Here is a 25,629-nt window from a genome sequence, read left to right as displayed (position 1 = left end):
CTGGTGACATGTCTGAAAACTAATTTAAATCTAGTAGGTAAATATGTTCTTGAACCACTTTAGTTACGTTTTGAAGAAGTGCAATATTTTTCTTTTGTCCTACGTAGTAATTTTCGTCTCCGTTTTTGGCGTAAGGTATTTCTTGATTAAATTTTGAAAAAAGGGCTACTTCGCACTGTTTTTTGATTTGAGTTCGAGAAAAAGTTGGTACTAAGTTTTTGGGACTTGAGCCGTAAACAATATATCCGCCAAAGCATAGTTTTGCGCCAACTGATTGATACAATCTATTGGCTGGCTTATCGCTTAACGTGTAGATAATTAATTTTCCACCATAAGACTTTAGTTGTTTTTGTGCCTCCCTCAGTAACCGTTTTGCGATACCTTGTCCTTGATAATCTGGGTGAACCGCCATTGTGTCTAGGGTTGCTAATGGGGTATGTGGTTGTAGATTGTATTCCTTTGTTCGTTTTAAACTATCCTTTAATAAAATAATATCGGCAATTCCAATTACCTTTCCGTTTATTAGTGCAACTAATGACAAAGATTTGTTATCTGGAGCGGCTTCTTTTTCACCAGTGATTTCATCGTTAAATGCACTTCTCATATATGCTAACGCCCGACATCGTAGCCAGCTTTCTAGCATGCTCGGTTGAAACAATGTAATTATGATTTCAGCCATGAAGATTACCTTCTTTCTCAGTTTTCAAGAATAAAGTTAAAAAATAAGGCTGGAAAATTATTTCCAAACCTTTTGTGTCTATAATTATTGAGAGTCATCTTTTTGTGCTAATTGACTATGATGAATACCATAGGTAAAGTAAATTAATAAACCAAATGCAAACCAGACAAGGGATGCAATCCAAGTTTCAGCGGAAAGGGTTGTCATTAGAAAGATACATAATAGTCCAGAAATAATAGGTAACACTGGATAAAAGGGAACTTTAAACCCGTGGTTAGGGATATCTTTACGTTTTCGTAGTGGAATGATTCCAAATGAAACAACGGTAAAGGCAATTAAAGTTCCGATATTAACTAGGTTAGTTAATTGATCTAGGGGAACTAAACCACCCAGAATGGCAATTACAATCGTAACAATCGTCATGGCATGCAGTGGTGAGTGATTTTTTGCACTAACTTCGCCAAGTGTTTTTGGTAGAAGGCCATCACGTCCAGTTGAGTACACTAATCGTGAGCTACTGTAAATCATGGTGACCATCATGGTAGTCATCCCTGCAAGGGCACCTAGTGAAAGTAAACCGGCCATCCAGTTTTGATTAACTGACTGTAAAGCAAAGGCAACTGGATCAGCAACGTTTAATTTTGTGAAAGGAATCATTCCTGTCAAAACAATAGAAACGCCGATGTACAAAATAGTGGCAATAATTAAAGTACCGATGATACCAAACGGCATGTTACGATCGGGATTCTTAACTTCTGCCGCAGAAGACGAAACAGCATCAAAACCAAGATAGGCAAAGAACACAGTTGAAGCACCTTGGAACATTCCCTTTACGCCAAAAGGTAGGAAAGGATGCCAGTTTGTTGGTTTGACGTAAAAAGCACCTACAATAAGAAAAAGCACAATAATGGCAATTTTCACAACAACCATGATGTTATTGATTCGAATGGAAGATTTTAATCCTTTAGATAAGAAAAAGGCAATCAAACATACGATAATAACGGCCACAATGTTGATGTAAGTTCCATGAGCAGGATCAAATGGACCAGATAAAGCTTGAGGAATGTGAATGCCAAATCCTGAAATAAAGGAACTAAAGTAAGCAGACCAGCCTGTGGACACAGCAGCAACGGCCAGGACGTATTCCAAGATTAAAGCCCAACCAAGAATCCAACCAATTAATTCACCGAAGATGACGTTACCATAGGAGTAGGCACTACCAGCAACAGGAAGAGCGGAAGAAAATTCAGCGTAGCACATGGCAGCGACGGAACAGACGATGGCAGCAACCACGAAAGAAAGAATAATGGCAGGACCAGCTTTGGTTGCGGCAACGGTTCCGGGCAGGATAAAGATTCCGGTACCAATGACGGCACCGATTCCGAGGGCGATTAAATCGCCACCGGAAATGGTTTTTTCAAAACGATTGTCGCGTTCAATGTAACGATCACGACTTTCTTTGCGGAAAAGGCGTCCGCGTAATGACATAAACAACACTCCCTAGAGATAGATGATCAAATTTAGTTAACTTATTAGACTATATCTAGTAAAAGATTAAAAGTCAATGAGAAAAAGAAAGTGAACGAAGCAAATCGATAGGTTTAGATAGTTAAGCAGGGTGGAAGCGGGATCGCAATCCCGCGGGAACCCTGCTTAACTATCTAAACCTGATTTGCGGAGTTGTCCTAAGGCAGTGAACGAAGAAGAACGGGAGTCAGAAGTTTCTAAGCGTAATGGAGGCGGGATCGTAATCCCGCAGGAATTATGCTTAGAAACTTCTGGCTGTTCTTCTGAGTTGTCCTAAGGCTCAACGAGGATCGATGTTTCTGCAAGTAATAGTTAGTGAACAGGCCTTGAGTACTAATCATGGTATAATGTAAAAAATTGTTTTGATGGGAGGGGATCAAGATCAAGCAAACGTTATTAATTGAGGATTTATCATCTGTAGGATCAGTTTCATTAAGCATAGCGATTCCAGTGATAACGGCATTTGGCATCCAGCCAAGTATTTTGCCATCTATGATTCTGTCAACACACACTGGTGGTTTTGGTAAACCTGCAACGCTGTCTGTGGCGAAAAACTTCTCTAAATTTCAAAAACACTGGCATCAAGCAGACGTGGGCTTTGAGAATATATTAGTTGGTTATCTCGGAAGTGAAACGCAAGTTTATGAAGAGATTCATTTACTACTGGAGCAAAATGTTTCAAAGTTGGTGGTCCTTGATCCAGCTTTTGCGGATCATGGCAAATTATATTCTGGCATGGCACAAAGCGTGGTGGATGACTATTTGCTACTTTGCCGACATGCACAAGTGCTACTACCCAATTTGACTGAAGCCTGCTTTTTAATTGGTCAAACTGTTCCCATCACTATAGATGAACAACACCTAAGTATTATATTAGAAAAATTGAGTCAAAAAACTGGGGTAGCCGATGTTGGCATTACTGGCGTTGAACTAAACAATCAAATTGGCACAGCATTTTTAAGTGACAAAAGCTTCACCTATGTATCTTCAGCAAAAATCAGCGGAAACTTTTTTGGGACCGGGGACCTTTTTTCAAGTTTAGTGTTTGGGTTTCTTTTAAGTGGTGATACTTTTTTAATGGCACTAAAATTGGCGAACCAATGGACAAGTGCGGCAGTAACAGATACTATCAAACAGTTTTCACGAGATTCACGGATAGGAATTGTTATACCATCAGTTTTATCAAAGATATTAACGTATAAGGGGAGTTAGAGTTATGCATAATAATCAATTAAGAAAAATTGTTGTGACGGCGTTATTTGCCGCGATTATCTTCATTGGGATTTCTGTTTTTCAAATTCCAATTCCGGCCTTAATCGGGAGGCCATTCGTACATTTTGGCAATGCATTAACCGCATTAGCCATCATGTTTCTTGGTTTTGGTTACGGAACTTTGGCTGGTGCCATCGGTTTAGGATTGTTTGATGTGACCCATGGCTATGCCAGTACTGCCTATCTGACGATCCTCGAGGTCGTTATTGTGGCCGTGGTAGTGACACTGGTATTTCGGTTATTCCGCCGGGATGATACAAAAAAGTGGCATATTGTCATTGTGGCATTTGTGGCCGGCTTAACGAAGATTTTTACTTCGTTCGGCAACTCGTTGATTGAGGGTGTGGCGTATCAAGGTATGCAGTGGCACGCGGCAGTTGTTGGCGCGATTGCAAGTGAGCCAGCCACCATCGTTAATTCAATTACGACGTTTGTGTTAGTGATGATTCTATACTATCCATTAAAGAAAATTTTAAATCGTTCTGGATTATTGTAAAAAAATTAGAACAATAACGCGGTATCTTTCATGAAGGTACCAAAGTTATTGTTCTAATTTTATTTTGGCGTTAGCTATTGCCGATTTATGCATCTTGTAAATTACCTTGAATAGCCATGATAGTTTTCAAGTTTTGCACAGCAGATTCAATGGTAATTCCGGTTGCTTCAAAATTGGGGTTGGTCTTATCGTTGGCGATAAAAACTTGTTTTTCAGTGTCGAGTGCGATGGTGAACCAATTGTTACTGTATTTTTCAAAGGTCATAATAATAACCCTCCTTAGTTTTATTTTTTTAGTTGAAAAGATTTCAGAAAATCAAGAAATCGCTTACATCAAACTTTATTTTTTTATTCTACAGCATGTTACAATAAAAGACAACACATATACTTATGGAGTGAAAAAATTGACTAATAAAATCATTGTAATTACTGGTGCAACTGGGACTGGTAAAACAACAGTTAGTGACTATTTAAAAACCTATTATCGCGTGCCACAAGTCATTACGCATACGACGCGACCGGCGCGTAAGGGCGAAGTGAACGGAAAAGATTATTATTTTGAAACAGATCGCAGTTTTTTTGATAACCATTATCTTGAAAACGTCGTGTATTCGGGTTATCATTATGGTTCTTCTTATGAAGGATTGGAGATTGGTTGGCAACGAAATCCGCTAGTCAGTATCGTTCTCGATACCAAAGGTGCCGTGACTTATGAGCAACAGTTGGGTGAGCAAGTCGTTGTTTTGTATTTAACTGTTTCCAATCATACTAATTTGGTCAATCGACTGAAAAAACGGGGCGATGATACTGAAATGGTGCAAAAACGAATTGCAAGTGAAGAATATCAGCGTGATTTGCAATTGCCACAGGAATTAAAAGGAAAAGCCCATGTGATACTAAATGATCATTGGGAAAACGCACGCAAACAGATTGATGTGATTATGCAGGAATTAACAAATTCGGTAGCCAATCAATAATCTGTCATGTTTGGGCTAATTATGATAAGCTTTCTAAAGAGTAATTATTACTATTTAAAGTTAGGGGAACAAACATGGATACAAAAGTAGCACAAGCCATTGAAATTTTACAACAAAACCATTTTAAAATAACGAAACAGCGACAGACACTTATTGAAATTATGGCACAACATGAAAATCATTATGTGGATGTGACCCAAGTGGATGAACAAATGCGATCCAATTATCCGAAGATGAGTCATAATACGGTTTATCGTAATTTGAAGGAATTCGAACAGATTGGTTTAGTGGAACAAATTATTAAAGGTGAACACGCTCAGGTAAAATACCAATGTGATGTGACGCATCAACATCATCATCATTTTATCTGTACCAACTGCGGCAAGGTTGAAGAAGTTGAAATGTGTCCTTTAGATTTTTTTGAGCGTCAACTACCGGGTTACCAAATTTCTGGTCATCGCTTCGAACTTTACGGCTTATGTGCCGATTGTGCAAAAAAAATTGGGACTGTTTAAGGCTTTGTTTACAAATTTAAAGAATTAATATGGATTTAATGTTTAGTCTTTAAAATGACAGTGAATTTGTTAAAGTTTAACTAACCATTTAAAAAGGGGAGGAGAAGAGGCTATGGCATATCGAACGCCACCATTTATTACACCATTTGCAATTGTAAGTATTTTGATTGCACTGAGTGCCACTAATGTTGTGGTAAATAAGGTGACTGGCACAACAGACGGTGGAGCTGTGAGTGCACAAACAGAATCAGTCAATAAGGCTTCATCATCAAGCAAGAGTAATAAAGATTCTTCAAAAAAGGAAAGTTCAGATAGTAGCAAAGAAAGTAGTTCCAGCGAGGATAGTTCCAGCGAGGATAGTTCCAGTAGCTCTTCTGATCCAAGTAGTTCGTCTAGTTCGTCAAGCTCTGATGCGACGCAAAGTAGTTCGACGGATAGTTCATCCGCAAATTCTGCTTCAAGCACTTATTCAAGCAGTGCGTCTACAGCCAAAAAGGCAAGTAGTTCAGCGGCTACCCAGTCGTCTAGTGCTGCTAGTTCAACCACTAAAGCAAGTTCGTCAAGTAGTAGCACCCCCACAACTACAACGCAGGATAATACAGACGATTAATTGGAAGGAGTGATGGAAATTGTTTACAGTCATTGATATGATTAACCACTATTTAGGGTATATTAATGTCAACTTAAAACTAAAAAACCGGATTTATACAATTATCGGATTTGTTGGTGATTTCTATATGTTGTACCTGGCTTTCCGTTTCTTCGAAAATGGTCGTTGGGTGCGAGGTTTAGGATTTATTGCGATTTTTCTGATTTTTCTATATTTCCTGATCATGAATATCTTTTTTTATTTCACAAAAAAGGCACCGCCATTTGATATTTCGCCTAAAATCGAAAAATTATTAGGTGGAAAACCACGTGAAGTTTCAGAAAATGAAGAGTTACGTCAACGTTTGCATCAACATGAACGTGGTCGTCGCGCAATTGTGCCATCAACTGGTATCTTTGAAAAAAACACAATTTTACCTGCGACAATTAAGTCGACGCAACGCGAAGTATACAATATTAATCAGTTGGCTGAACAAATGATTCAAAATAATTTTGCAATGGCAGATTATGAAGGCCTTTCGGATGATGAAATTATTACGCATCTGCAGGATTCAAATGATTCAGCAGTTTATGCAATTGGCGAAGGAATTCCGTTTCCATATTTTGAGCTCCGTGAGGAAAACGGCGAGGCAAACATTTATGCAGGTATGAATCAAATGAATTTATATCGGATCGGTCACGTTGCTAGTGTAGGATTGTCTAATTATTTTGATGCGAAAAAACAGTATCAGCTTTATCTGGCACAGGCCGTTTTGATTGGCGGTCAACGTAAATTTGCCGGGCGCTCAACCTTGATGACCGAGGAGTCACCATACGCTGCAAAAATTCAAATGGCGTATCAAAAACGAGATAATAATGGAACTCAAACAAGACGTAGATCGTACTAGATTTTGGTTATTGTTTGATAAATAAAAAAGGGAATCTGTTGAATTGACCAAAATTTTGACAGGTTCTTTTTTGTACTTTAAAATTGATATAATGGAAGTATGTATTACAGTATGTAATCTGGGGATAAACACAAATTTTCTGGTATTCCAACCGCAGAGTGCTAACGTAATACATAGAAAGAAAAAGAGGTAAGACTAATGTCAATGATCGAATTTCACGATGTCGAAAAGTACTATGGAAAATTTCACGCACTGCATAATATTAATTTAACGATTGAAGCGGGAGAAACTGTGGTTTTAATCGGTCCTTCTGGTTCAGGTAAAAGTACTTTGATTCGAACAGTTAATGGTCTGGAACTTATTAATAGTGGGCAATTAATCGTTGATGGCTTTGATTTAGCCGACAGAAAAACGGATATGAACAAGATTCGGAAAAATGTCGGGATGGTTTTCCAGCATTTTAACCTCTATCAAAATAAGACGGTGCTTGAAAACATCATGATTGCACCGCGAATTGTCTTGAAACGTAATGAAACTGAGAATAAAAAAGTGGCAATGGAGCTTTTAGATCAGGTTGGTTTGGCGGATAAAGCGGATAGCTATCCTGCACAACTATCTGGTGGACAATCACAACGAATTGCGATTGCGAGAAGTTTAGCTATGCATCCTAAGTGTATTTTATTTGATGAGCCAACGTCCGCACTGGATCCTGAAATGATTGATGATGTTTTGAATGTTATGAAGGATATTGCTCGCGATTCCAGTATGACCATGTTGGTGGTTACGCATGAAATGGGATTTGCCCGTGAAGTGGGAGACCGTGTTATTTTTATGGCTGATGGTCGGATTTTGGAAGATGACTCTAAAGAAAGTTTCTTTGATGGCCAGCCAACAAATGAGCGTGCCCGTCAGTTCCTTAGCAAAATTATTAAGCACTAGAGGGGGCATTAAGCATGAAAAAATTAATACGTTATTTAGGCTTGCTCACCTCACTGTGCTTACTAGTTTTAGTACTTAGTAGTTGTGGGACGAAAAAAGCTGCTAACCAAAGTGTTTTGAGCCGCGCCAAGCAAACAAACACGATTGTCTGGGGAGTTAAAGCAGATACCAAATTGTTTGGACTGATGGATGTTCAGGATTCTCAAATTAAGGGTTTTGATGTTGACATGGCCAAAGCAATTACCAAACAAATTTTGGGACCTTCAGGTAAAGCCAGCTTTATTCAGGTATCTAGTCAAACTCGAATTCCTCTGTTAAAAAACGGTAATATTGATGCCGTAATTGCAACCATGACCATTACCCCAGATCGGGAAAAGGTGGTTGATTTTTCTAATCACTATTTCAATGCCGGCCAGTCATTGTTGGTCAAAAAGGGAAGTTCAATCAAAAGTGTCAAAGATTTAAATGTATCGGGTACCCAAGTTCTGGCGGTAACTGGCGCTAATTCTGTAGCTAATTTTGAAAAAGTAGCGCCTAAAGCTAAGGTTCTGGAATTACAAGATTATGCCCAAGCCTTACAGGCATTGAAATCTGGGCAAGGGAAGGCATTAACTACGGATAACGGCATATTGCTAGGGATGGCAGTTGAAAATCCTGGGTATAAAGTTGTCGGTGGTGCCTTTACAAAAGAGCCATATGGAATTGCAGTTAATAAGGGGCAAAAATCCTTTGTTAACCAAATTAATGTGGCTTTGAAAGAACTTCGTAAAAACGGGCAGTATAACAAAATTGTTAAAAAGTGGTTTGGTAATATCGCTGGATTTGACTATAAGGAGGCAGAAAAATGATTAGTATAATCGCAAATCATTGGCAAGACCTTCTGTATGGTTTAGGCCAAACCCTATTGTGTAGTATTTTAGCCCTATTTTTTAGTTTGATCATCGGATCGTTTTTCGCTATTTTTGAAGTGGTGCCAAGTAAAACTTTACGGGTGATCGCCAGAATTTATATTGAAGTTTTCCGGAACATTCCTTTATTGGTTATTACCATGTTCTTTTACGTGGTCATTCCCATGTTTTTTGTGAAGGTAAATGGGTTCACTGCCGGAACAATTGGGCTAACCATTTACACTTCGGCATTTATTGCAGAAACGGTGCGTTCAGGGATTCAATCCGTGGACCCTGGACAAATGGAAGGCTCTCGCGCAAACGGGATGACATTCACTCAAGCTATGCGTTACATTGTTTTACCACAAGCATTTAGAATTGTCATTCCACCATTGGGTAATCAGTTTATTAATCTGGTGAAGAATTCTTCTGTACTTGCCTTCGTAGCTGGCTTTGATTTGATGTATCAAGGCAATACAATTGCTTCTACAAGTTTTGATACGTTAAACGCGTATTTTGTGGTGGGAGTTTTGTATTTAATCATCACCATGCCGTTAAGTTATTATATGCGCTATCTCGAAAAACGATTGGATTAGGGGGTGAAGAAAAATGCAAAACTTTATTAATGCGTATTCTTGGGTTGACCTCCGTTATTTATTAGAGGGTCTGTGGATTACAATTGAAGTTTCGGTCATCTCGATTGTGTTTAGCTATATTTTAGGTGCTATTCTGGGGTTGATTCGGTACATTAAGGTGAAATACTTATCTGCCATTGTCGGCTTTATCATTGATTTAATCCGAAATTTGCCACTGCTGTTGATCATTTTCTTCACCTACTTTGGGTTGCCAAACATTGGCATTCGTTTAAATCCAATTTGGTCGTCCATTTTGGCAATGAGTATTTTCGAGTCTGCAATGTTAGCGGAAATCATTCGAAGTGGTATTGGCGCCGTAGATTCAGGCCAAATGGAGGGTGCTCGCGCCAATGGATTAACTTATTGGCAAGCTATGTGGCATATTGTGTTACCTCAGGCTCAGAAAAAAATGATTCCAACGATTGTAAGTCAGTTTATTTCGCTGATTAAGGATACGTCATTGGCGACAATCATCGTTTTGCCAGATTTGATGTATCACGCGCAGATTATCTATGGGCAAAACAGTAATTACATTTTGCCAATGTTTTTAGCCTTGGCAGTGATGTATTTTGTGGTCTGTTATCTCCTTTCGATTTTGTCACACTATTTGGAGAAACGTTTGGCGTAAAAATTTAAAAATATTATCATATTTTTGTAACAAGACTCATAATATTAATTTATTATGAGTCTTTTTGTTGTATCTAATCATTTGAAATTTCCTATTGTTAACGGGATTTTGGCGAATTTATATAAGGCATAGTTGATTGTTAAATACAAAATAAGGGTTGAATTTTCATTTAGAAGAACTATAATATTATCAAATCTTAATTTTGTTAATTGTTTTCTAATTAATTGCTAGAAGGAGGAGTCAGCGAAGTATGGGAGAAGAACTTTTAACGATCGATCATTTACACACAGCGTTCAAACGTGGGACTGAATATTATGATGCTGTCGATGATGTTTCATTAAAAATACATAAAGATGAAATTCTGGCAATTGTCGGTGAATCGGGTTGTGGGAAAACAACCCTGGCTAAAAGTATTATTGGACTACATGATTTAAAAAGAACAAAAATTTCTGGACATATCGGGTTTGAAAATGAAGAACTAGTTGGTGCTTCACCTGCAAAGTTCGATAAATTACGCGGTAGTGAGATGGGGATGATTTTTCAAGATCCATTAGCTGCGTTGAACCCCTTAATGCGTGTTGAAGATCAGGTGCGTGAAGTGCTGGATTATCATACAAATTATTCTGCAGAAAAGAAACACAAAATTGTGTTGGAGTTATTAGACCAAGTTGGATTGGAGAATCCAGAACGTGTTGCTCGTCAATTTCCCCATGAGCTATCTGGTGGGATGCGTCAACGGATTATTATTGCGATTGCAATTGCGTGCAAACCTGAATTAATTATTGCTGATGAACCAACTACAGCTTTGGATGTGACGATACAGGCTCAAATTTTGGATCTACTTCGAACGATTCAGACACAAAACCATGCAGGTATCATTTTAATTACCCATGATCTTGGAGTTGTGGCTGATACAGCAGATGAAGTTGTCGTCATGTATGCGGGCCAGGTGGTTGAACGAGGAAGTGTTTCTCAAATTTTTAATCGTCCATTGCATCCATATACGCGCTCATTACTGAAATCAATTCCACAAGCTGATCATCCAGGAGATCGTTTGTATGCGATTGAAGGCTCAGTACCACCATTAACAAAGATGCCACATGATGGTTGTCGTTTTGCACCAAGAATTCCATGGGTTCCTGAGAGTGCTCATGAAAAGAAGCCAACAATGCATGAACCAGAAGAGGGTCACTATGTTTTGTGTACCTGTTATCAAAGTTTTAAATTTGAGAATGGGGAGGCCGTCTAATGAGTTTAGTTGAAATTAAAGATTTAAAAGTTCATTATCCAATTCGTTCCGGTTTCTTTAATCGTATTCATGACTATGTATATGCGGTTGATGGTGTCAATTTTGAAATTGAACCGGGGCAAACGTACGGATTAATCGGCGAAACGGGATCCGGGAAAACGACGATTGGTCGTTCCATAATCGGTTTGGAAAAAATAACATCCGGTCAGATTTTATTTAATGGAAAAGATGTTTCGACTAAACGAGAACGAAAAGCCGTTCATTACAATCGCGATGTGCAAATGATTTTCCAAGATTCTTTATCAAGTTTGAATCCTAAAAAACGAATTTACGATATTATTGCAGAACCTTTGCGAAATTTCGAAAAATTAAGTGATACAGAAGAAAAGCATCGTGTTCGTGAATTACTAGATACAGTTGGTTTGGGAGATGACGACCTTTTCAAATATCCATTTGAATTTTCAGGTGGTCAACGACAACGAATTGGGGTCGCCAGAGCAATTAGTACCAATCCTAAGTTAGTCATTGCTGATGAACCTGTTTCTGCGTTGGATCTTTCGGTTCAAGCACAGGTTTTGAATTACATGCAAGAAATTCAAAAGCAATTCAATATTAGCTATTTGTTTATTTCCCATGATTTAGGGGTTGTGCGTCACATGTGTGACAGCATGGCGATTATGCATCGTGGCCGTTTCGTTGAGTTAGGAACGCGGGATGATATTTATAATCATCCACAACATATTTATACCAAACGCTTGTTAGCAGCAATTCCGGATATCAACGTGGACCAACGTGAGGATCATCGTAAACATCGAAAAGAAGTTGAAAAGGTGTTTGATACGGAACAAAGTAGGTACTATGACAAGAACGGACGAGTTTTACCATTGCAACAGATTTCAGAAACACATTCGGTAGCTCTGCCAGAAGATCAAGTGAAGGGGGAGTGAGCTTATGTGGAAAACGATTTTACGACGGGTTGTAATTATGATTCCGCAAATTGTCATTTTGAGTTTGTTGGTATTCATTCTAGCTAAGTTTATGCCTGGTGATCCGTTTACTGGATCCATCACACCGCAAACCGATGCCTCTCAGTTACATGCGCTGAAGGTTCAAGCAGGACTGTATGATCCTTGGTACACCCAGTATGTTCGTTGGGTGGTAAATATGTTCCATGGTGACTTTGGAACAAGTTATCAATTCAAAGAACCGGTCATGGCCGTAATTGGTGGTCGTGCGGTTAATACCTTATGGCTGTCATTGTTCACAGTTATCCTAACCTATCTAATTGCCATCCCACTAGGATTACTAGCGGGACGTTACGAAGATACAAATTTGGATCGGGGAATCATGTTTTTTAACTATGTGACGTATGCCATTCCACTGTTTGTTTTCTTGGTTCTGGGCCTTTGGTTATTTGGCTATGTGTTAGGGTGGTTTCCAAGTGGTGGTTCCATTTCACTGAGTGCTAATGGATTTTTCGGAAATGCACTAAGTCGGCTTTATCATATGATTTTACCTGGTGTTTTGACGGCATTGCTATCAACGACAAGTACCGTTCAATACCTTAGAAGTGAAATTGTAGATCAAAAGCATCAAGATATGGTTGCAACTGCTCGTGCAAAGGGTGTTCCTGAGCGAAAAGTGTTTTCACGCCATATTCTAAGAAATTCACTTTTGCCAATTGCTGCATTTATGGGATATTCCATTACAGGCTTGTTAGGCGGTTCTGTCTTCGTTGAACAGATCTTCGTATATCCCGGGATGGGACAGCTATTCCTAAACTCAATCAGTAATCGTGATTTTTCAGTGATCACGGCCTTAGTTATGATTTATGGAATCTTGGCATTATTTGGAACTTTGTTGTCAGACATCATTATGAGTATTGTTGATCCAAGAATTCGGATTAAATAGGAGGGAGCTAATATGACAAATTCAAAGGAAACACAAGCTGTCAAAACTCCCTCAACGATGAAGGTGATTTGGCAAGAATTTCGCCATGATCGTGTGGCTATGTTTTCACTGGTTTTCACAATTGTGTTGATTTTAGGTATTTTTATCTATGCAGCAAGTTTGAATCTTGAAAAAGTGACGAATGTTAATATCTTTGCCCAGTATGATAAACCTGGACAGGATGGTTTTCTTCTCGGTGCTGATGAGGGTGGCCGTGATGGCCTGAAAATGTTAGTTATTGGAGCTCGAAACTCAATTATGATTGGTTTTGCAGTTACAGTTATTTCATCACTTTTTGGAATTATTTACGGTATGATTTCAGGCTTTTATGGTGGTTGGTTGGATAACGGGATGATGAGAATTTACGATTTCATCAATATCTTACCGGAAATCATGATCATCATTGTGTTAGTCACAATCGTCCCAAAATATAATTCTTGGACATTTATTATCATCATGTCTTGCTTTATGTGGCTAAGTACCGCCCGATTAATTCGGAGTAAGGCGTTAGCTGAATCAAAACGTGATTATGTTTCGGCTTCGCGAACGTCAGGTACCAGTGATTTTAAAATTTTGTTTCGGGAGGTCTTACCTAATTTAAGTTCCATTATTATCGTTGATACGACCCTAAGTTTTGCAGGAAATATCGGAATTGAAACAGGATTAAGTTTCTTAGGATTTGGGCTGCCTGACAGTACACCTAGTTTAGGAACTTTAATTAGTTACGCGCAAGATCCAGATGTCATTGGTAGTAAGCCTTGGGTGTGGTTACCGGCGGCTGTTATTATTTTAGTTTTGACACTAAGTATCAGTTACATTGGTCAAGCCTTAAGACGGGCAGGCGATGCTCAGCAGCGGCGTGGTTAGGCTTGTAAATTCACTGAGAGAAGGGATGCTCAAATTAAAGAGATAAAAGAGTTATTCGCTTTACTAGAGGAATGATGTAAAAAATTACATAAAAGGGGAGATACGTATGAGTAAAAAATGGAGCGTAGGTGCAGTTGCTGTATTGGCAGCACTCACTTTGGCAGCTTGTGGAAATAGCAAGTCAGCCTCAAGTACAAGTTCAAGCAAACCAACATTGCCACTTAGCTATTCATCAAAGAAATCAGCAATTAAGGGTGGTACTTTGAAGGTCGCTGAAGTTAACACAGCCGCATTTAAAGGAATCTGGGACAATGCTTTAACCACTAATGTTGAAGATGCGGACATGATGCAGTATGGGAATGAAAATCTTTTTGCGACAGATAAAAACTTTAAGATTGTTAATGGTGGTGCTGCTAACTTAAAACTTAACCAAAAAGCTAAGACGGCAACTATTAAGATTAATCCAAAAGTTAAATGGTCAGATGGCAAGCCTTTAGTTGCCCAGGATGTGGCTTATGCCTATAAAGTTTTAGCTAATAAAGGGACTGCTTCTCAATATTATACTGGGAGTATTGCAAATATTAAAGGAATTGCTGCTTATCACGCTGGTAAAGCAAAAGATATTTCTGGTGTTCAGATTAAAAACAAGCGCACTGTAGTTATCCACTTTAAAGTCATGAAACCTGGAATGAAGACTTCTGGAAATGGTTATTTCTGGGAAAATGCGGAACCATATCACTATATCAAGAATGTACCATTTAAGAAGTTGGCAAGTTCTGACCAGATTCGTAAACATCCTTTGTTCTTCGGACCATTTAAACTTGCAAAAGAAGTTTCTGGTGAATCCGTTAAGTGGGTACCAAATACTTACTACTACAAGGGAACTCCTAAGTTGAAGGAAATTGATATGCAGGTTGTTTCACCTGATTCTATTGCGGCTGCTTTAAAAGCACATAAGTATGATGTTACTTATGGACTTGGCTCCTCGACATATGGGAAGGTTAAGAACACCTCTGGGTATACATTTACTGGAAAACAGGCATTATCTTATGATTACCTTGGTTTCAACTTAGGTAAATATGACGCTAAGACTGGTAAAAATGTGATGAACAAGAACTCAAAGATGGCTGATCCAAGCCTTCGTAAAGCTATTGCTTATGCTATGAATATTGATGCTGTTGAGAAGAAATTTAGCTATGGTTTAGGTAGTCGATTGACAACCCTTATTCCATCTGCTTTCTCTAAGTATCAAGATAAGAGTGCTAAAGGATTCCCTCTAAACATTAAGAAAGCCAATGCACTTTTGAATAAAGCTGGATATAAGAAGGGTAAGGATGGTTACCGGACTGATCCTAAAGGTAAGAAGTTAACGATTCACCTTGCTGAAATGCAGGGGAATTCTAACACTCAAGCTATTGTTAAGAACTATATTCAACAATGGAAGAAGGTTGGCCTTCGCGTCAAATTGACTGACGGCCGTCTCTTGGATATGAATAACTTCTATGAAAAAGTTCAAGCCAACTCAAGTGATGTTGATATGTTCGAAGCTGCTTGGGGTCTTTCAAGCGAGCCATCACCAATGGACTTGTATAGTGAAAATGCACCATTTAACATGGGTCGTTTTGTTTCAAAAGAAAATACAAAGCTTTTGAACGATATCGATTCACAAAAGGCCTTTAACACAAGCTATCGTGTTAATGCCTTCAAGAAATGGCAAGATTACATGAATAAAGAAGCTGCTTACGTTCCCGAAATTGAAGTTGTTCAATCTTACGCAGTTAATAACCGTGTTAAGAACTTCAGTTTGAGTAATGCGACTAAGGACTCCAACTGGGCCAAAGTTGAAGTTACATCTAACAGTTTATCGAAATAAGTTTAGCCAACCCCTAAATGACACAGCTGTTAGATGAAAAATAAATAACCTACCAGAGTAAAGTGAACCCCCAAGGTTGGACAGAAAAATCCAATTTTGGGGGTTTCATTTATGAGTAAATTTAATTTCGATTTTAAAGTTAAGATTGTCACCGAGTATTTAAGTGGTCAGGCAGCTTATTCACTAGCGAGAAAGTATGGGATTGGCAGCAAGGCTACCGTTTCAATTTGGATTCAGCGATTTGAAAGATTTGGTATTAAAGGACTTCAGCCAAAAGCCATGGACTTAGAATACACTAGTCAGTTTAAAGTTGATGTATTAAACTGGAGGAAACAAAATCAGGCCTCACTTCCAGTAACCGCCTTACACTTTAATTTATCCTCGCCAAGTACAATTTGGCAATGGGAAAAGCGATTTGAGACATTAGGAATTAAAGGGCTTGAGCGAAAGCGAGGCAACTCGAAAAATATGGCAAAACACAAGAATGAGAACGCTAAACCAGTTGTCCAAAAGGACAACTCAACAACAAAAGATACTTTAAAGCAACTCCAAAAAGAGAATCAAATGTTGAAGATTGAGAATGAATACTTAAAAAAATTAGAAGCCTTAGCTCGGAAAAAATCAGCACAAAGGAAATCTCGAAAATAGCGACTGAGTTGAGGCAAATATTCCAAGTATCAATTAAATTGATTCTCAAAGTAATTAAAATACCGCGTAGCACGTATTACTACACTCGAAATCATGAAGGTCGAAAATTCAATGACGATCAAGTTATTCAAGCAATTGATGAAATTCGACAACAAGATTTAAAATACACAAAGAAGTACGGGTACCGTCGAATTACAAGTGCTCTGCATGATTTAGGATTTCAGATAAATCACAAGCGGGTTTTACGTATTATGCAAGAACATGCCTGGATATGTCATGCCTTTAATCGCCAAACTCGTAAATATAACTCGTATAAAGGATTAGTTGGTAGGATTGCCCCTAATCGGTTAAAGCGTCGCTTTAAGACCGACAGACCCTATCAAAAACTTGTAGCAGACGTCAGTGAATTTCGATATGGATCTATGGGAACAAATGAACGCGTTTATTTGGAACCGGTACTAGATTTATTCTCTGGAGAAATTTTAGCATTTAATATAAGTGAACATCCAACAGTTGAATTCGCCATTAAACCGCTCAAAGAAGCTTTAGAAGGACTTCCGGCACTAAATTATCGGACAACAGTTCATACTGACCAAGGCTTTCAGTATCAACATCGCCAATGGCGAACGCTCTTGAAAGAACATCATGCATTCCAAAGTATGTCTCGTAAAGCGACTTGCCTTGATAATGCAGTAATGGAGTCATTCTTTCATATTATGAAAGCAGAAATGATGGATGAACATTTTGAAGATAAAACTAGCCTAATTCAAGCAATGAAAGATTGGATAGACTTCTATAACAACCGTCGTATCAAAACAAAATTAAACGGCAAGCCCCCGGTAAAATACCGAGAACTCGCCGTTCAAAAAGCAGCTTAACAATTTGTCCAATTTTAAGGGTTCACTTCAGAGATTAACTTGATCTCCGGCAGGTTATTTTTTTGATAATAAATACGAATTTTATACGGAATGATGATTATGCAAATAAATAAGCAAGGCCAGCATCAAAATGCCAGTGAGAACTAAGGACGCCAACCAGGCTAATGAACCATTAGCGAGTGGTAAATGCATGTTCATCCCGTAAAAGCCACTGACAATAGGGGGAACGGCCAATAAGAGCGACCAAATTGTCAGGAATCGCATAATTTCGTTCAAATTATTATTGATCAAGCGATCAAAGGTGTCACTTAATTGTTCGACACTTTCAGAAATCAGCCCAATCATTCGATCGGCTTGATTAGTTTCCAACTGTACGTTATGCAATTTACGATTACATTTTTTATCAAACGGGACATCCGTACCTTGTGGAATTGATTTAATTTCTTCAAAGCAACTGGCATTTTCCTGGATAGCCGAGCGAAGGTACACAGCATCTTGATTAATCAAAGTTAAATCATCAAGATGTTTCATTTTACTTCTTGCACTTAAATGACTTTGAATTTGGTCGGCTTGGTATTCCAGTTTTGAAACACGACCGATATACTTTCGCACGATCGGTAAAATAAGATCTAAAAGGAAAGCCATCCGCTTTTCATAACTTTGTTGCCACAACGATTCAATGGTTTCATTGATGACTTCCATTTCTGAACTGGTAAAAATAAAAAGTTTATGATCATAAAAGATTACAGAAACTGGCTCAGAATGAGACGAACCTTTTATAGGTGCCCAGAAAACCATGAGGACATAATTATTTTCCGTGCCAATTTCGATGCGTGCCGGTTCGTCCTTATCATCCACATATTCAAGCAGAGGTGCGGGAACACCAAATTTATCTATTATTTGCTGCTTTTCCGATTCACTACAATCTTGAACGTAAGTTAAATCAAATTTATGTTTTTGATCTGCTGAATAGCTATTGAGCAATGTGAGAACCTCCAGTGTTAGACTTGATTTCGATAATGATGCTTACAGTAATAATATACTGGAAAACCAACTAAAACAAATACAAAGGAGAAGAGAACACCAACAATGTCAGATTGAATTTCGCTGACAATAACAAACAAAGAGCCAAGAATAGCCACAATTGGTGTAAACGGAAATAGTGGTGTGCTAAATGGTCGCTTTAAATCTGGGTTACGTTTGCGAAGAAGGAACGCACCAACAAAGGTCATGACATAGAAACAATAAACGGTAAAAATACACAATTCAGATAGCCGGTCAGCGTTGAAAAAGAGAATCATGATGGCCGAAATTGAGACCGTAGTCAAAACAGAGATAATCGGTGTCTGAGTATTTCGGTTGAGGTATGAAAGTTGTTTTGCAAAGGGTAACTCATGATCGCGGGCCATGGCATACATAATTCGCGGAAACGTCATAATTTTGCCGTTCATACAACCCACAATGGAAATGATGATCCCAATACTCAAGATTTTTCCGCCAATCGCACCAAAGTCTTTTTCTGCCATATAAGGAATTGCACCAATTCCTAGTTTGTGAATTTGAGTGGCAGGCATGCTCCGAAAAACGCCGAAGCTCACTAACATGTAAATTCCAAGGACCAATACAATTCCTAACGTAATGGCTTGAGGTAGGCGCTTTTCTGGATTCTTGATTTCATCACCTAGGTTAGCAACCAAAATCCAGCCATCAAAAGCAAATAGTGTGGCCAGAATTGCCACACCGAAATTTCCAGCTGATTGATGAACACTGGAGAAAGTTTGTGCAAAGGCGTCTTCTTTACCATAGAATAAACCAAACCAAATAAGTGCAATAACAGGAACTAATTTGCAAATTGTTGTGACAATGGCAAAAGTGGCACCGTATCGGTTGGAAAGAAGATTAAGGCCAGCAACGAGAACAACCGCAATTAGTGCAATTGGCACCGTCCATTTTTGCGGCATGTCAAAGAAATCAACGAGGAGAATGCCAAGGTAAGCCGCTAGTGAAGCAATCATGGCCGGACCATAGATAATGATTTGCATCCAGCCAGAGAGAAATCCCCAAACCTTCCCGTAAATTTTTTCCATATAGTAGTAAAGACCACCAGTTTTAGGCATTTGGGAGGCAATCTCAGCAATGGTAAGGCCAGCAGTCAAGGTGATGATACCACCTGCAAGCCAAGCTAACATGGCATTTGTGGTGGAACCTGCATCATCCAAAACGGCGGCCTGGCGGACAAACACGCCAGAACCAATGATCGTTCCGATAACAAGTGCGAGTGCGGACCAAAGGCCGAGTGACCGGTTAAGGGTTACTTCGTCTTTTTCATTGTTCATTAAGAAAACCTCCTTAAAATTTAATTTAAGTAATATTGTAACTTAAATGTGAATTAGTCACAAGTTGGTAGACCGCTGCGTTCAAGCTTACTGCAGGTCACAAAAACAATGCGCCCGTGAAGCTGATTAGTACGCCGAAATGAGTATATTTTCATATTAATATAAAAATATGAATAAATATTCAGATATTAGTTGAAATATCCAAAAAACGTGTATATAATAAATCCTGTTAATAAAAACAGGGGAGTTAAAACGTATGAAAAAACAAAATAATTTAAAAATTTCGGCAATTGGGGTTTTAATCGCACTCACATTAGCGGGTTGTGGAAGTAAAAAGGCCAGTCAAACAGAAGTTGTGAATATGTCAACGGGGACGGAAATCACAACGCTTGATTCGTCAAAAGCGATTGATGACACGAGTTTAACCCAAATTTCCAATTTTAATGAGGGACTATACCGGATAGGAAACAAAAGTAAGATTTTACCAGGGATTGCGAAACAGGTAACGGAATCGAAGAATGGAAAAAAATATATATTTACTCTGAGAAAAGATGCAAAGTGGAGTAATGGTGATAAAGTTACGGCGCAAGACTTTGTGTATGCTTGGCAGCGAACAGTAAATCCGAAGACGGCATCTGAGTTTGCTTACCTGTACTCAGGAATTCATAACGCCGATAAAATTTCGGCAGAGAAAGCGTCAGTTAAAACGCTAGGCATCAAAGCCACTGGCAAGTACAAATTGACTGTTACTTTAGATACACCGATTCCGTATTTTAAACTCTTGATGGGATTTCCAAGTTTCTTCCCACAAAATCAAAAAGTGGTTGAAAAGTATGGTAGTAAATACGGATCAAGTTCCAAGGATATGGTTTACGACGGACCATTTATACAAAAAGGGTGGACAGGTAGTAATTTGAGTTGGAAGATGATTAAAAATCCTAATTACTGGGATAAGACCAGTGTCAAACTCACGCAAATGAATTTTCAGGTAATTAAAGATACAACTACAGGCCTGAATTTGTATAACAGCAAGAAGTTGGATGAAACAACGTTGTCTGGAAGTCAAGTTGCCCAATATAAGAACAACAAAAACTTTGTGAGTCGTAAATTAGCACAGACATCATACATTGAATTTAACCAAAGCAAAAATACAGTTTTGAAGAATAAGAAAATTCGTCAAGCACTATCTTTGGCGATTGACCGAGATCAACTTACTGGAAAGGTGCTTGCTGATGGCTCTGTCTCCGCAACAGGTTTTGTTTCAAGCGGTTTGATGACTGACCTCAACAACGGAAAAGATTTTGCTGCAGAAGCTTCCGTACCTTCAGGTGTTTCATATAATCTGCAGAAAGCTAAAAAACTCATGGCAGAGGGTCTGAAGGAAGAAAACAAAAAGACTTTAACTTTAGACTTACTGAATAATGATAGTGACGTGGGTAAAAAAGCATCTGAGTTTTTACAATCTGACTGGGAAAAATTGCCGGGGGTTAAAATCACTTTGACGAATATCCCGTACAAGTCATTTTTAACTGATGAAGCCAACAAGAAGTTTGATCTAGCTCTGTCAGGTTGGGCGGCTGACTTTTCCGATCCAATTTCATTTCTCCAAATTCTAACTTCTGATAATGCGCAGAATAATGGGAGCTGGAAGAATGTAGCTTTTGATAAGGCAATTGAAAAAGCTGATACTACCGATGCCACTAATCCTGAGAAACGATTTAAGGATATGATTCAAGCTGAGAAAATTTTGATGCAGGATCAAGGAGTAGCCCCGATCTATCAGAGTACGCAAGCACAACTGTGGAATCAGAATGTGAAGGGCCTTGTGCACAACTCGGCAGGCATTTACTATGATTATAAGAACCTCAATGTCACGAAGTAATAAAAAATCGTTAGCTATTTAGTTTGGTATTCGCGGTATTTTTACCAAATTCAAAGTTAACGATTTTTATTTGGCTAAAGGTTGAAACCACAAAAACTTATCTTGTTGCTGCGCATTATTAAAGCAGCAAACGTTTTTAATCCGGAGGTGATTGGTCTCAAGGGGGAAATTATCCTTAGTAATTCATTACTTAGGATAAGGCCGAGTTTAAAGACAAGTGTTCCTCTTGGCTTCAAATCGTGCCCACTATTACACATAAGGGTTAGTTTTCGTGCCGAAAACTTCAATGTTTCATACGATGTCGATTCTTGTGGCAAAAATCAGCCGCAAGAACTCGCACCCCGTTCCAGACCAAGTGAGCCGCAGGACGGCAATTAAACTACTGCTTTTGAACCAAGTCGTTTAATACTAGTTATTGAAGTGATTTTGATACATTCAAACTTTAGTTACTTGTTCAAAAAAACAACTACCACAGTTTTCTGCAGTAGTTGTATTAGAACTTATTCTTCGACTTCGGCCACCAAATAATCATGGAAACGTTGGTAATCCTCACTGCTTAACTCCGCAGTAATTTCGGTCCCCTCAGCCTTGTAGTCTGTTTTTAAAACGTTAGTGTGCTGATTAAGATAATCCACAACTTGTCCTTTATCAAATGGAATTAGAAAGGTGGCTTCACGATAACCAGTAAAGACTTTTTGTTTAATCATGTTGGTTAACATCACTAGCGATCGTTTATCCTTTGCAGAATAAGTAATTTCTTCATTACCTTCTAGGGTTGGAAAATCTACGCCCGCCATGTCGGCTTTGTTGAATGCCACAATCATTGGTGCCTTTGTCACACCAATTTCTTGCAAAGTATCGTTCGTGGTCTGAATCATCTCTCTGAAATGGGGATCAGAAACGTCAACCACTTGGACCAAAAGATCTGCTTGAGCTGCTTCTGCCAAAGTGGAACGGAATGCTTTAATCAATTGATGAGGAAGATGACTCACAAATCCAACTGTGTCACTAAGTAAAAGTTGTTTTTGATCTGGAAAAGTAAGTTTTCGGACACTTGTATCCAAAGTTGCAAAGAGCATATTCTTTTCGAAAACTTGTTTCTCATCACTTTCACCATACATCCGAACTAACCCATTCATGGTGGTGGACTTACCAGCATTTGTGTAACCAACTAAAGCGACGCTGGGTAAACCAGTTTGATCTCGTTTTTGCCGTTGAACAGCGGACGAAGTTGTCATTTCTTTCAACTCGTGATTTAAATTGTTAATCCGTTGCTGAATGGTTCGCCGGTTCATTTCGAGTTTTGTTTCACCAGCACCACGGTTGGTATAACCGCCACCAGCATCACCCGCTGATTGTTGATCAAGCCTTTGTGACGAACTAGTTCGTAATCTTGGCATCTGATAATTGAGTTTGGCAATTTCTACTTGGAGTTTTGCTTCGCGTGATTTTGCACGGTTAGCGAAGATTTCCAAAATTAAACCAGTACGGTCAATTACAGAAAGCTTAGATTCTTGTTCCAAATTACGAATTTGGCTGGGAGAAAGTTCCGCATTTACGACCAATGTTTGTACATCAATGCTGGTACCTAATTCATGAAGTTCAACGACTTTCCCACTACCAAAATAGGTAGCTGGATTGGGACGGTCTAATTTTTGAATGACTTTTTCGGTTGCTTCCATATTGTTTGCTTCAACCAAAGCTGCTAATTCCTGCATGGCATAATCCAAGTCTTGATTAGGCAGCTCTAGGCCGGCGATAATAACTTTTTCGGTCATAACTAACACCTCGAATTCTTTAATAACCCAAGTATAGCATAGCTGCCGGGGTTTATAAGAAAATACGATCTAGTACAGCAGTTAACAAAAAATAAGCTTTCATAGCTAGTGAAATACTTGCAAATAAGACATAACGAAGCTTTTGGCCATTTCAACCCCATTAAATTAAAAATAAATTAATAAATTTTGTTGTATTTAATAATACTTTAACTTATAATAGGTTAAATTTTGAAAAGGCAACATGATGTGGGTAAGAAAGGGGCTATCTTTATGAAAATGAAAGCAGCAGTAAAACTAGGGGCGGTTGCGTTGGCTTCGACTTTCGTACTGGCGGCTTGTGGAGCAAAAACAAGCAGTTCAAAAAAATCATCCGTGAATTTTATGGAGTCTGCAGAAATTCCAACTATGGATACATCGAAAGTTACTGATGTGGTTGGAATGACTCAGTTATCTAACTCAGAAGAAGGAATTTATCGTTTAGGTAAAAATAGTTCTGTGCATAACGCTTTAGCGACAAAGACAAAAGAGTCTAAAGATGGTAAGACGTGGACCTTTTCACTTCGTAAAAATGCAAAATGGAGTAATGGCGACAAGGTCACAGCTCAAGATTTCGTTTACTCATGGCGACGGACAGTTAATCCAAAGACGGCATCTCAGTATGCCTATCTGTTTTCTGGAATTAAAAATGCTGACCAAATTGCGGCCGGCAAGGTTAATTACAAGAAACTGGGTATCAAGGCAGTTGGCAAATATAAATTGGTTGTCACTCTGGATCGGCCAATCTCATACTTTAAGCTATTAATGGGATTTTGTATTTTCTTCCCACAAAACCAAAAAGTTGTTGAAAAGTATGGATCAAAATATGGCACGGCTTCAAATAAGTTAGTTTACAATGGCCCATACAAGCAGGTTGGTTGGACAGGTACCAACTTAAAATGGAAGCTAGTTAAAAATCCGGAGTATTGGAACAAGAAGAGTGTCAAGATGGACACCATCAATTATCAGGTGGTTAAGGATTCTTCTACTTCTTTGAATCTATACAATAGTAAGAAGCTGGATGCCACCACAATTACTGGCAGTCAAGTTGCCCAGTACAAGAACAACAAGAATTATGTACTTAGAAAAGAAGCTTCCACATTCTATCTACAATTAAATCAAAATAAGGCTAAATTCAAGAACAAGAAAATCCGGCAAGCAATTTCGATGTCAATTGATCGTAATCAGTTAACGAAAAAAGTACTTGCAGATGGGTCTCAAAATCCTTTAGGAGTTGTTTCTACGGGATTGGCTGCAGACCCCAAGACTGGTGAAGACTTCGCAAAAGAATCAGAGGTTAAATCAGCAGTTACACAGAACCTTACGAAAGCCAGAAAGCTATTAAAAGAAGGCTTAAAAGAAGAAGGCATGTCTACCCTTAAATTTACTTTGATGGCTGACGATACCGCCGCAGGCAAAGCCACTAACGAATTTTTACAGTCACAAATTGAAAAATTGGGTAGCAATGTTAAAGTGACTGTTCAGAATATTCCGTTTAAATCACGTTTGGCAAATTCGAGTGCTGGTAAATATGATGCAGAAATAACTGGTTGGGGTGCTGATTTCTCTGATCCAATTTCGTTCTTGCAATTGTTTGCCAAGGGCAATACTCAAAATAATGGTAACTGGAAAAACGCTGAATATGATAAGTTGATTGAGGCTTCTAACACAACGGATGCAACTAATCCTACGAAACGTTGGAATGATTTGGTTAAGGCAGAAAAAATTTTGATGCAAAGCCAAGCAGTTGTGCCACTTTACTTACAAGCTAAGTCACAGTTGTGGAATAGCAACGTTAAGGGCGTCATATACAACACAGCTGGTAACAACTTTGATTATTCAAAACTATATCTAAAAAAATAGGGCTACAACAGATTAAAACAAAATGGCACAAGATCAGAAATCTTGTGCTATTTTTATGCTCAAAACTATAAAGAAGTGCGACATTATCCCCGGGATCTAAGGCAAAATGAGGATTCAGCAAGAAAAAATAAGCCTAAAGTTCCTAATGTGATGCAGATTTTAAACTTAAAAGTTCCAAAACCGATGATTTATTAAAAATAAATTAGTAAATTCTATTG

Annotated in this window: 25 protein-coding genes; 19 read left to right on the top strand and 6 right to left on the bottom strand. The window is 38.5% G+C overall.

Annotated elements, in window-relative coordinates:
• Positions 1–19: 19 nt before the first annotated feature.
• Complete coding sequence (locus AB3217_RS08670; RefSeq protein WP_068807657.1) at positions 20–679, bottom strand: GNAT family N-acetyltransferase; 660 nt, start codon at positions 677–679, stop codon at positions 20–22.
• An 84-nt stretch (positions 680–763) separates the two neighbouring features.
• Positions 764–2,167, bottom strand: coding sequence for an APC family permease (locus AB3217_RS08665; protein WP_057783223.1), 1,404 nt, complete (start codon positions 2,165–2,167; stop codon positions 764–766).
• A 489-nt stretch (positions 2,168–2,656) separates the two neighbouring features.
• Between AB3217_RS08665 and AB3217_RS08660 the strand changes: the two genes are divergently transcribed.
• Complete coding sequence (locus AB3217_RS08660) at positions 2,657–3,418, top strand: bifunctional hydroxymethylpyrimidine kinase/phosphomethylpyrimidine kinase (protein WP_260274526.1); 762 nt, start codon at positions 2,657–2,659, stop codon at positions 3,416–3,418.
• Between the two features lie 4 nt (positions 3,419–3,422).
• Positions 3,423–3,974, top strand: coding sequence for an ECF transporter S component (locus AB3217_RS08655; RefSeq protein ID WP_057783227.1), 552 nt, complete (start codon positions 3,423–3,425; stop codon positions 3,972–3,974).
• 85 nt (positions 3,975–4,059) lie between these two features.
• Here the strand turns inward: AB3217_RS08655 and AB3217_RS08650 are convergent, their stop codons facing one another.
• Positions 4,060–4,239 carry a hypothetical protein gene (locus AB3217_RS08650; protein ID WP_057783230.1) on the bottom strand — a complete coding sequence of 60 codons (180 nt, stop codon included), beginning with the start codon at positions 4,237–4,239 and terminating at the stop codon, positions 4,060–4,062.
• 139 nt (positions 4,240–4,378) lie between these two features.
• Here AB3217_RS08650 and AB3217_RS08645 point away from each other — a divergent pair, with 139 nt between their 5' ends.
• The 15 genes from AB3217_RS08645 (at position 4,379) to AB3217_RS08575 (ending at position 17,516) form a co-directional block, all read left to right on the top strand.
• Entirely contained in the window at positions 4,379–4,951 is a 573-nt protein-coding gene (locus AB3217_RS08645; protein WP_057783232.1) for a guanylate kinase, read from the top strand.
• Between the two features lie 74 nt (positions 4,952–5,025).
• Positions 5,026–5,466, top strand: coding sequence for a Fur family transcriptional regulator (locus AB3217_RS08640; RefSeq protein WP_057783234.1), 441 nt, complete (start codon positions 5,026–5,028; stop codon positions 5,464–5,466).
• Between the two features lie 112 nt (positions 5,467–5,578).
• The gene (locus tag AB3217_RS08635; protein ID WP_367365989.1) at positions 5,579–6,076 is read left to right on the top strand and encodes a hypothetical protein; all 498 of its coding nucleotides are present in this window, start codon (positions 5,579–5,581) and stop codon (positions 6,074–6,076) included.
• Between the two features lie 19 nt (positions 6,077–6,095).
• Positions 6,096–6,962: a DUF6681 family protein gene (locus tag AB3217_RS08630; protein ID WP_367365988.1), complete on the top strand. Its 867-nt coding sequence runs from the start codon at positions 6,096–6,098 to the stop codon at positions 6,960–6,962.
• Positions 6,963–7,160: 198 nt separating this feature from the next.
• Complete coding sequence (locus tag AB3217_RS08625; protein WP_057783240.1) at positions 7,161–7,901, top strand: amino acid ABC transporter ATP-binding protein; 741 nt, start codon at positions 7,161–7,163, stop codon at positions 7,899–7,901.
• Positions 7,902–7,915: 14 nt separating this feature from the next.
• Positions 7,916–8,749 (top strand): transporter substrate-binding domain-containing protein, encoded by an 834-nt coding sequence (locus tag AB3217_RS08620; RefSeq protein ID WP_068807670.1) that lies wholly within the window; start codon positions 7,916–7,918, stop codon positions 8,747–8,749.
• Entirely contained in the window at positions 8,746–9,384 is a 639-nt protein-coding gene (locus tag AB3217_RS08615) for an amino acid ABC transporter permease (RefSeq protein ID WP_068807672.1), read from the top strand. Before AB3217_RS08620 ends, AB3217_RS08615 begins: the two co-directional genes overlap by 4 nt.
• 13 nt (positions 9,385–9,397) lie before the next feature.
• Positions 9,398–10,051, top strand: coding sequence for an amino acid ABC transporter permease (locus AB3217_RS08610; protein ID WP_057783246.1), 654 nt, complete (start codon positions 9,398–9,400; stop codon positions 10,049–10,051).
• A gap of 250 nt (positions 10,052–10,301) precedes the next feature.
• Positions 10,302–11,300 (top strand): ABC transporter ATP-binding protein, encoded by a 999-nt coding sequence (locus AB3217_RS08605; protein WP_367365987.1) that lies wholly within the window; start codon positions 10,302–10,304, stop codon positions 11,298–11,300.
• Positions 11,300–12,247 carry an ATP-binding cassette domain-containing protein gene (locus AB3217_RS08600; protein ID WP_068807678.1) on the top strand — a complete coding sequence of 316 codons (948 nt, stop codon included), beginning with the start codon at positions 11,300–11,302 and terminating at the stop codon, positions 12,245–12,247. Before AB3217_RS08605 ends, AB3217_RS08600 begins: the two co-directional genes overlap by 1 nt.
• 4 nt (positions 12,248–12,251) lie before the next feature.
• On the top strand, positions 12,252–13,211 hold the full coding sequence (gene opp4B / locus AB3217_RS08595; RefSeq protein ID WP_068807681.1) for an oligopeptide ABC transporter permease: 960 nt from the start codon (positions 12,252–12,254) through the stop codon (positions 13,209–13,211).
• Positions 13,212–13,223: 12 nt separating this feature from the next.
• Positions 13,224–14,117, top strand: a complete 894-nt coding sequence (locus AB3217_RS08590; RefSeq protein WP_057783254.1) for an ABC transporter permease — start codon at positions 13,224–13,226, stop codon at positions 14,115–14,117.
• A gap of 106 nt (positions 14,118–14,223) precedes the next feature.
• Positions 14,224–15,990 carry an oligopeptide ABC transporter substrate-binding protein gene (locus tag AB3217_RS08585; RefSeq protein ID WP_367365986.1) on the top strand — a complete coding sequence of 589 codons (1,767 nt, stop codon included), beginning with the start codon at positions 14,224–14,226 and terminating at the stop codon, positions 15,988–15,990.
• A 111-nt stretch (positions 15,991–16,101) separates the two neighbouring features.
• A complete protein-coding gene (locus AB3217_RS08580) occupies positions 16,102–16,638 on the top strand; it encodes a helix-turn-helix domain-containing protein (protein WP_057785073.1) in 537 nt (178 codons plus the stop codon).
• The gene (locus tag AB3217_RS08575) at positions 16,575–17,516 is read left to right on the top strand and encodes an IS3 family transposase (RefSeq protein WP_308704609.1); all 942 of its coding nucleotides are present in this window, start codon (positions 16,575–16,577) and stop codon (positions 17,514–17,516) included. The genes AB3217_RS08580 and AB3217_RS08575 overlap by 64 nt, the downstream gene beginning before the upstream one ends.
• 81 nt (positions 17,517–17,597) lie before the next feature.
• Here AB3217_RS08575 and AB3217_RS08570 read toward each other — a convergent pair whose 3' ends face one another.
• Both AB3217_RS08570 and AB3217_RS08565 read right to left on the bottom strand, forming a co-directional pair.
• The gene (locus AB3217_RS08570) at positions 17,598–18,500 is read right to left on the bottom strand and encodes a magnesium transporter CorA family protein (protein WP_057783259.1); all 903 of its coding nucleotides are present in this window, start codon (positions 18,498–18,500) and stop codon (positions 17,598–17,600) included.
• Positions 18,501–18,517: 17 nt separating this feature from the next.
• Positions 18,518–19,852, bottom strand: a complete 1,335-nt coding sequence (locus AB3217_RS08565) for an APC family permease (RefSeq protein ID WP_367365985.1) — start codon at positions 19,850–19,852, stop codon at positions 18,518–18,520.
• 256 nt (positions 19,853–20,108) lie between these two features.
• On the opposite strand from AB3217_RS08565, the gene AB3217_RS08560 reads away from it, so the two are divergent.
• The gene (locus tag AB3217_RS08560; protein WP_367365304.1) at positions 20,109–21,734 is read left to right on the top strand and encodes a peptide ABC transporter substrate-binding protein; all 1,626 of its coding nucleotides are present in this window, start codon (positions 20,109–20,111) and stop codon (positions 21,732–21,734) included.
• A gap of 500 nt (positions 21,735–22,234) precedes the next feature.
• Here AB3217_RS08560 and hflX read toward each other — a convergent pair whose 3' ends face one another.
• On the bottom strand, positions 22,235–23,512 hold the full coding sequence (gene hflX, locus AB3217_RS08555) for a GTPase HflX (protein WP_068807686.1): 1,278 nt from the start codon (positions 23,510–23,512) through the stop codon (positions 22,235–22,237).
• 270 nt (positions 23,513–23,782) lie between these two features.
• Between hflX and AB3217_RS08550 the strand changes: the two genes are divergently transcribed.
• The gene (locus AB3217_RS08550; RefSeq protein ID WP_068807688.1) at positions 23,783–25,411 is read left to right on the top strand and encodes a peptide ABC transporter substrate-binding protein; all 1,629 of its coding nucleotides are present in this window, start codon (positions 23,783–23,785) and stop codon (positions 25,409–25,411) included.
• Positions 25,412–25,629 lie beyond the last annotated feature (218 nt).

Origin of the sequence: Pediococcus parvulus (assembly GCF_964063155.1) — a bacterium.
GTDB classification, from domain to species: Bacteria; Bacillota; Bacilli; order Lactobacillales; family Lactobacillaceae; genus Pediococcus; species Pediococcus parvulus.
This window is presented reverse-complemented; position numbering and strand designations above follow the sequence as displayed.

Coding starts and splice junctions, on each gene's coding strand:
- hflX (WP_068807686.1), bottom strand. CDS start 23,512: ATGACCGAAAAAGTTATTATCGCCGGCCTAGAGCTGCCTAATCAAGAC.
- AB3217_RS08635 (WP_367365989.1), top strand. CDS start 5,579: ATGGCATATCGAACGCCACCATTTATTACACCATTTGCAATTGTAAGT.
- AB3217_RS08650 (WP_057783230.1), bottom strand. CDS start 4,239: ATGACCTTTGAAAAATACAGTAACAATTGGTTCACCATCGCACTCGAC.
- AB3217_RS08670 (WP_068807657.1), bottom strand. CDS start 679: ATGGCTGAAATCATAATTACATTGTTTCAACCGAGCATGCTAGAAAGC.
- AB3217_RS08565 (WP_367365985.1), bottom strand. CDS start 19,852: ATGAACAATGAAAAAGACGAAGTAACCCTTAACCGGTCACTCGGCCTT.
- AB3217_RS08625 (WP_057783240.1), top strand. CDS start 7,161: ATGTCAATGATCGAATTTCACGATGTCGAAAAGTACTATGGAAAATTT.
- AB3217_RS08585 (WP_367365986.1), top strand. CDS start 14,224: ATGAGTAAAAAATGGAGCGTAGGTGCAGTTGCTGTATTGGCAGCACTC.
- opp4B (WP_068807681.1), top strand. CDS start 12,252: ATGTGGAAAACGATTTTACGACGGGTTGTAATTATGATTCCGCAAATT.
- AB3217_RS08655 (WP_057783227.1), top strand. CDS start 3,423: ATGCATAATAATCAATTAAGAAAAATTGTTGTGACGGCGTTATTTGCC.
- AB3217_RS08590 (WP_057783254.1), top strand. CDS start 13,224: ATGACAAATTCAAAGGAAACACAAGCTGTCAAAACTCCCTCAACGATG.
- AB3217_RS08550 (WP_068807688.1), top strand. CDS start 23,783: ATGAAAATGAAAGCAGCAGTAAAACTAGGGGCGGTTGCGTTGGCTTCG.
- AB3217_RS08605 (WP_367365987.1), top strand. CDS start 10,302: ATGGGAGAAGAACTTTTAACGATCGATCATTTACACACAGCGTTCAAA.
- AB3217_RS08580 (WP_057785073.1), top strand. CDS start 16,102: ATGAGTAAATTTAATTTCGATTTTAAAGTTAAGATTGTCACCGAGTAT.
- AB3217_RS08600 (WP_068807678.1), top strand. CDS start 11,300: ATGAGTTTAGTTGAAATTAAAGATTTAAAAGTTCATTATCCAATTCGT.
- AB3217_RS08665 (WP_057783223.1), bottom strand. CDS start 2,167: ATGTCATTACGCGGACGCCTTTTCCGCAAAGAAAGTCGTGATCGTTAC.
- AB3217_RS08560 (WP_367365304.1), top strand. CDS start 20,109: ATGAAAAAACAAAATAATTTAAAAATTTCGGCAATTGGGGTTTTAATC.
- AB3217_RS08610 (WP_057783246.1), top strand. CDS start 9,398: ATGCAAAACTTTATTAATGCGTATTCTTGGGTTGACCTCCGTTATTTA.
- AB3217_RS08620 (WP_068807670.1), top strand. CDS start 7,916: ATGAAAAAATTAATACGTTATTTAGGCTTGCTCACCTCACTGTGCTTA.
- AB3217_RS08615 (WP_068807672.1), top strand. CDS start 8,746: ATGATTAGTATAATCGCAAATCATTGGCAAGACCTTCTGTATGGTTTA.
- AB3217_RS08640 (WP_057783234.1), top strand. CDS start 5,026: ATGGATACAAAAGTAGCACAAGCCATTGAAATTTTACAACAAAACCAT.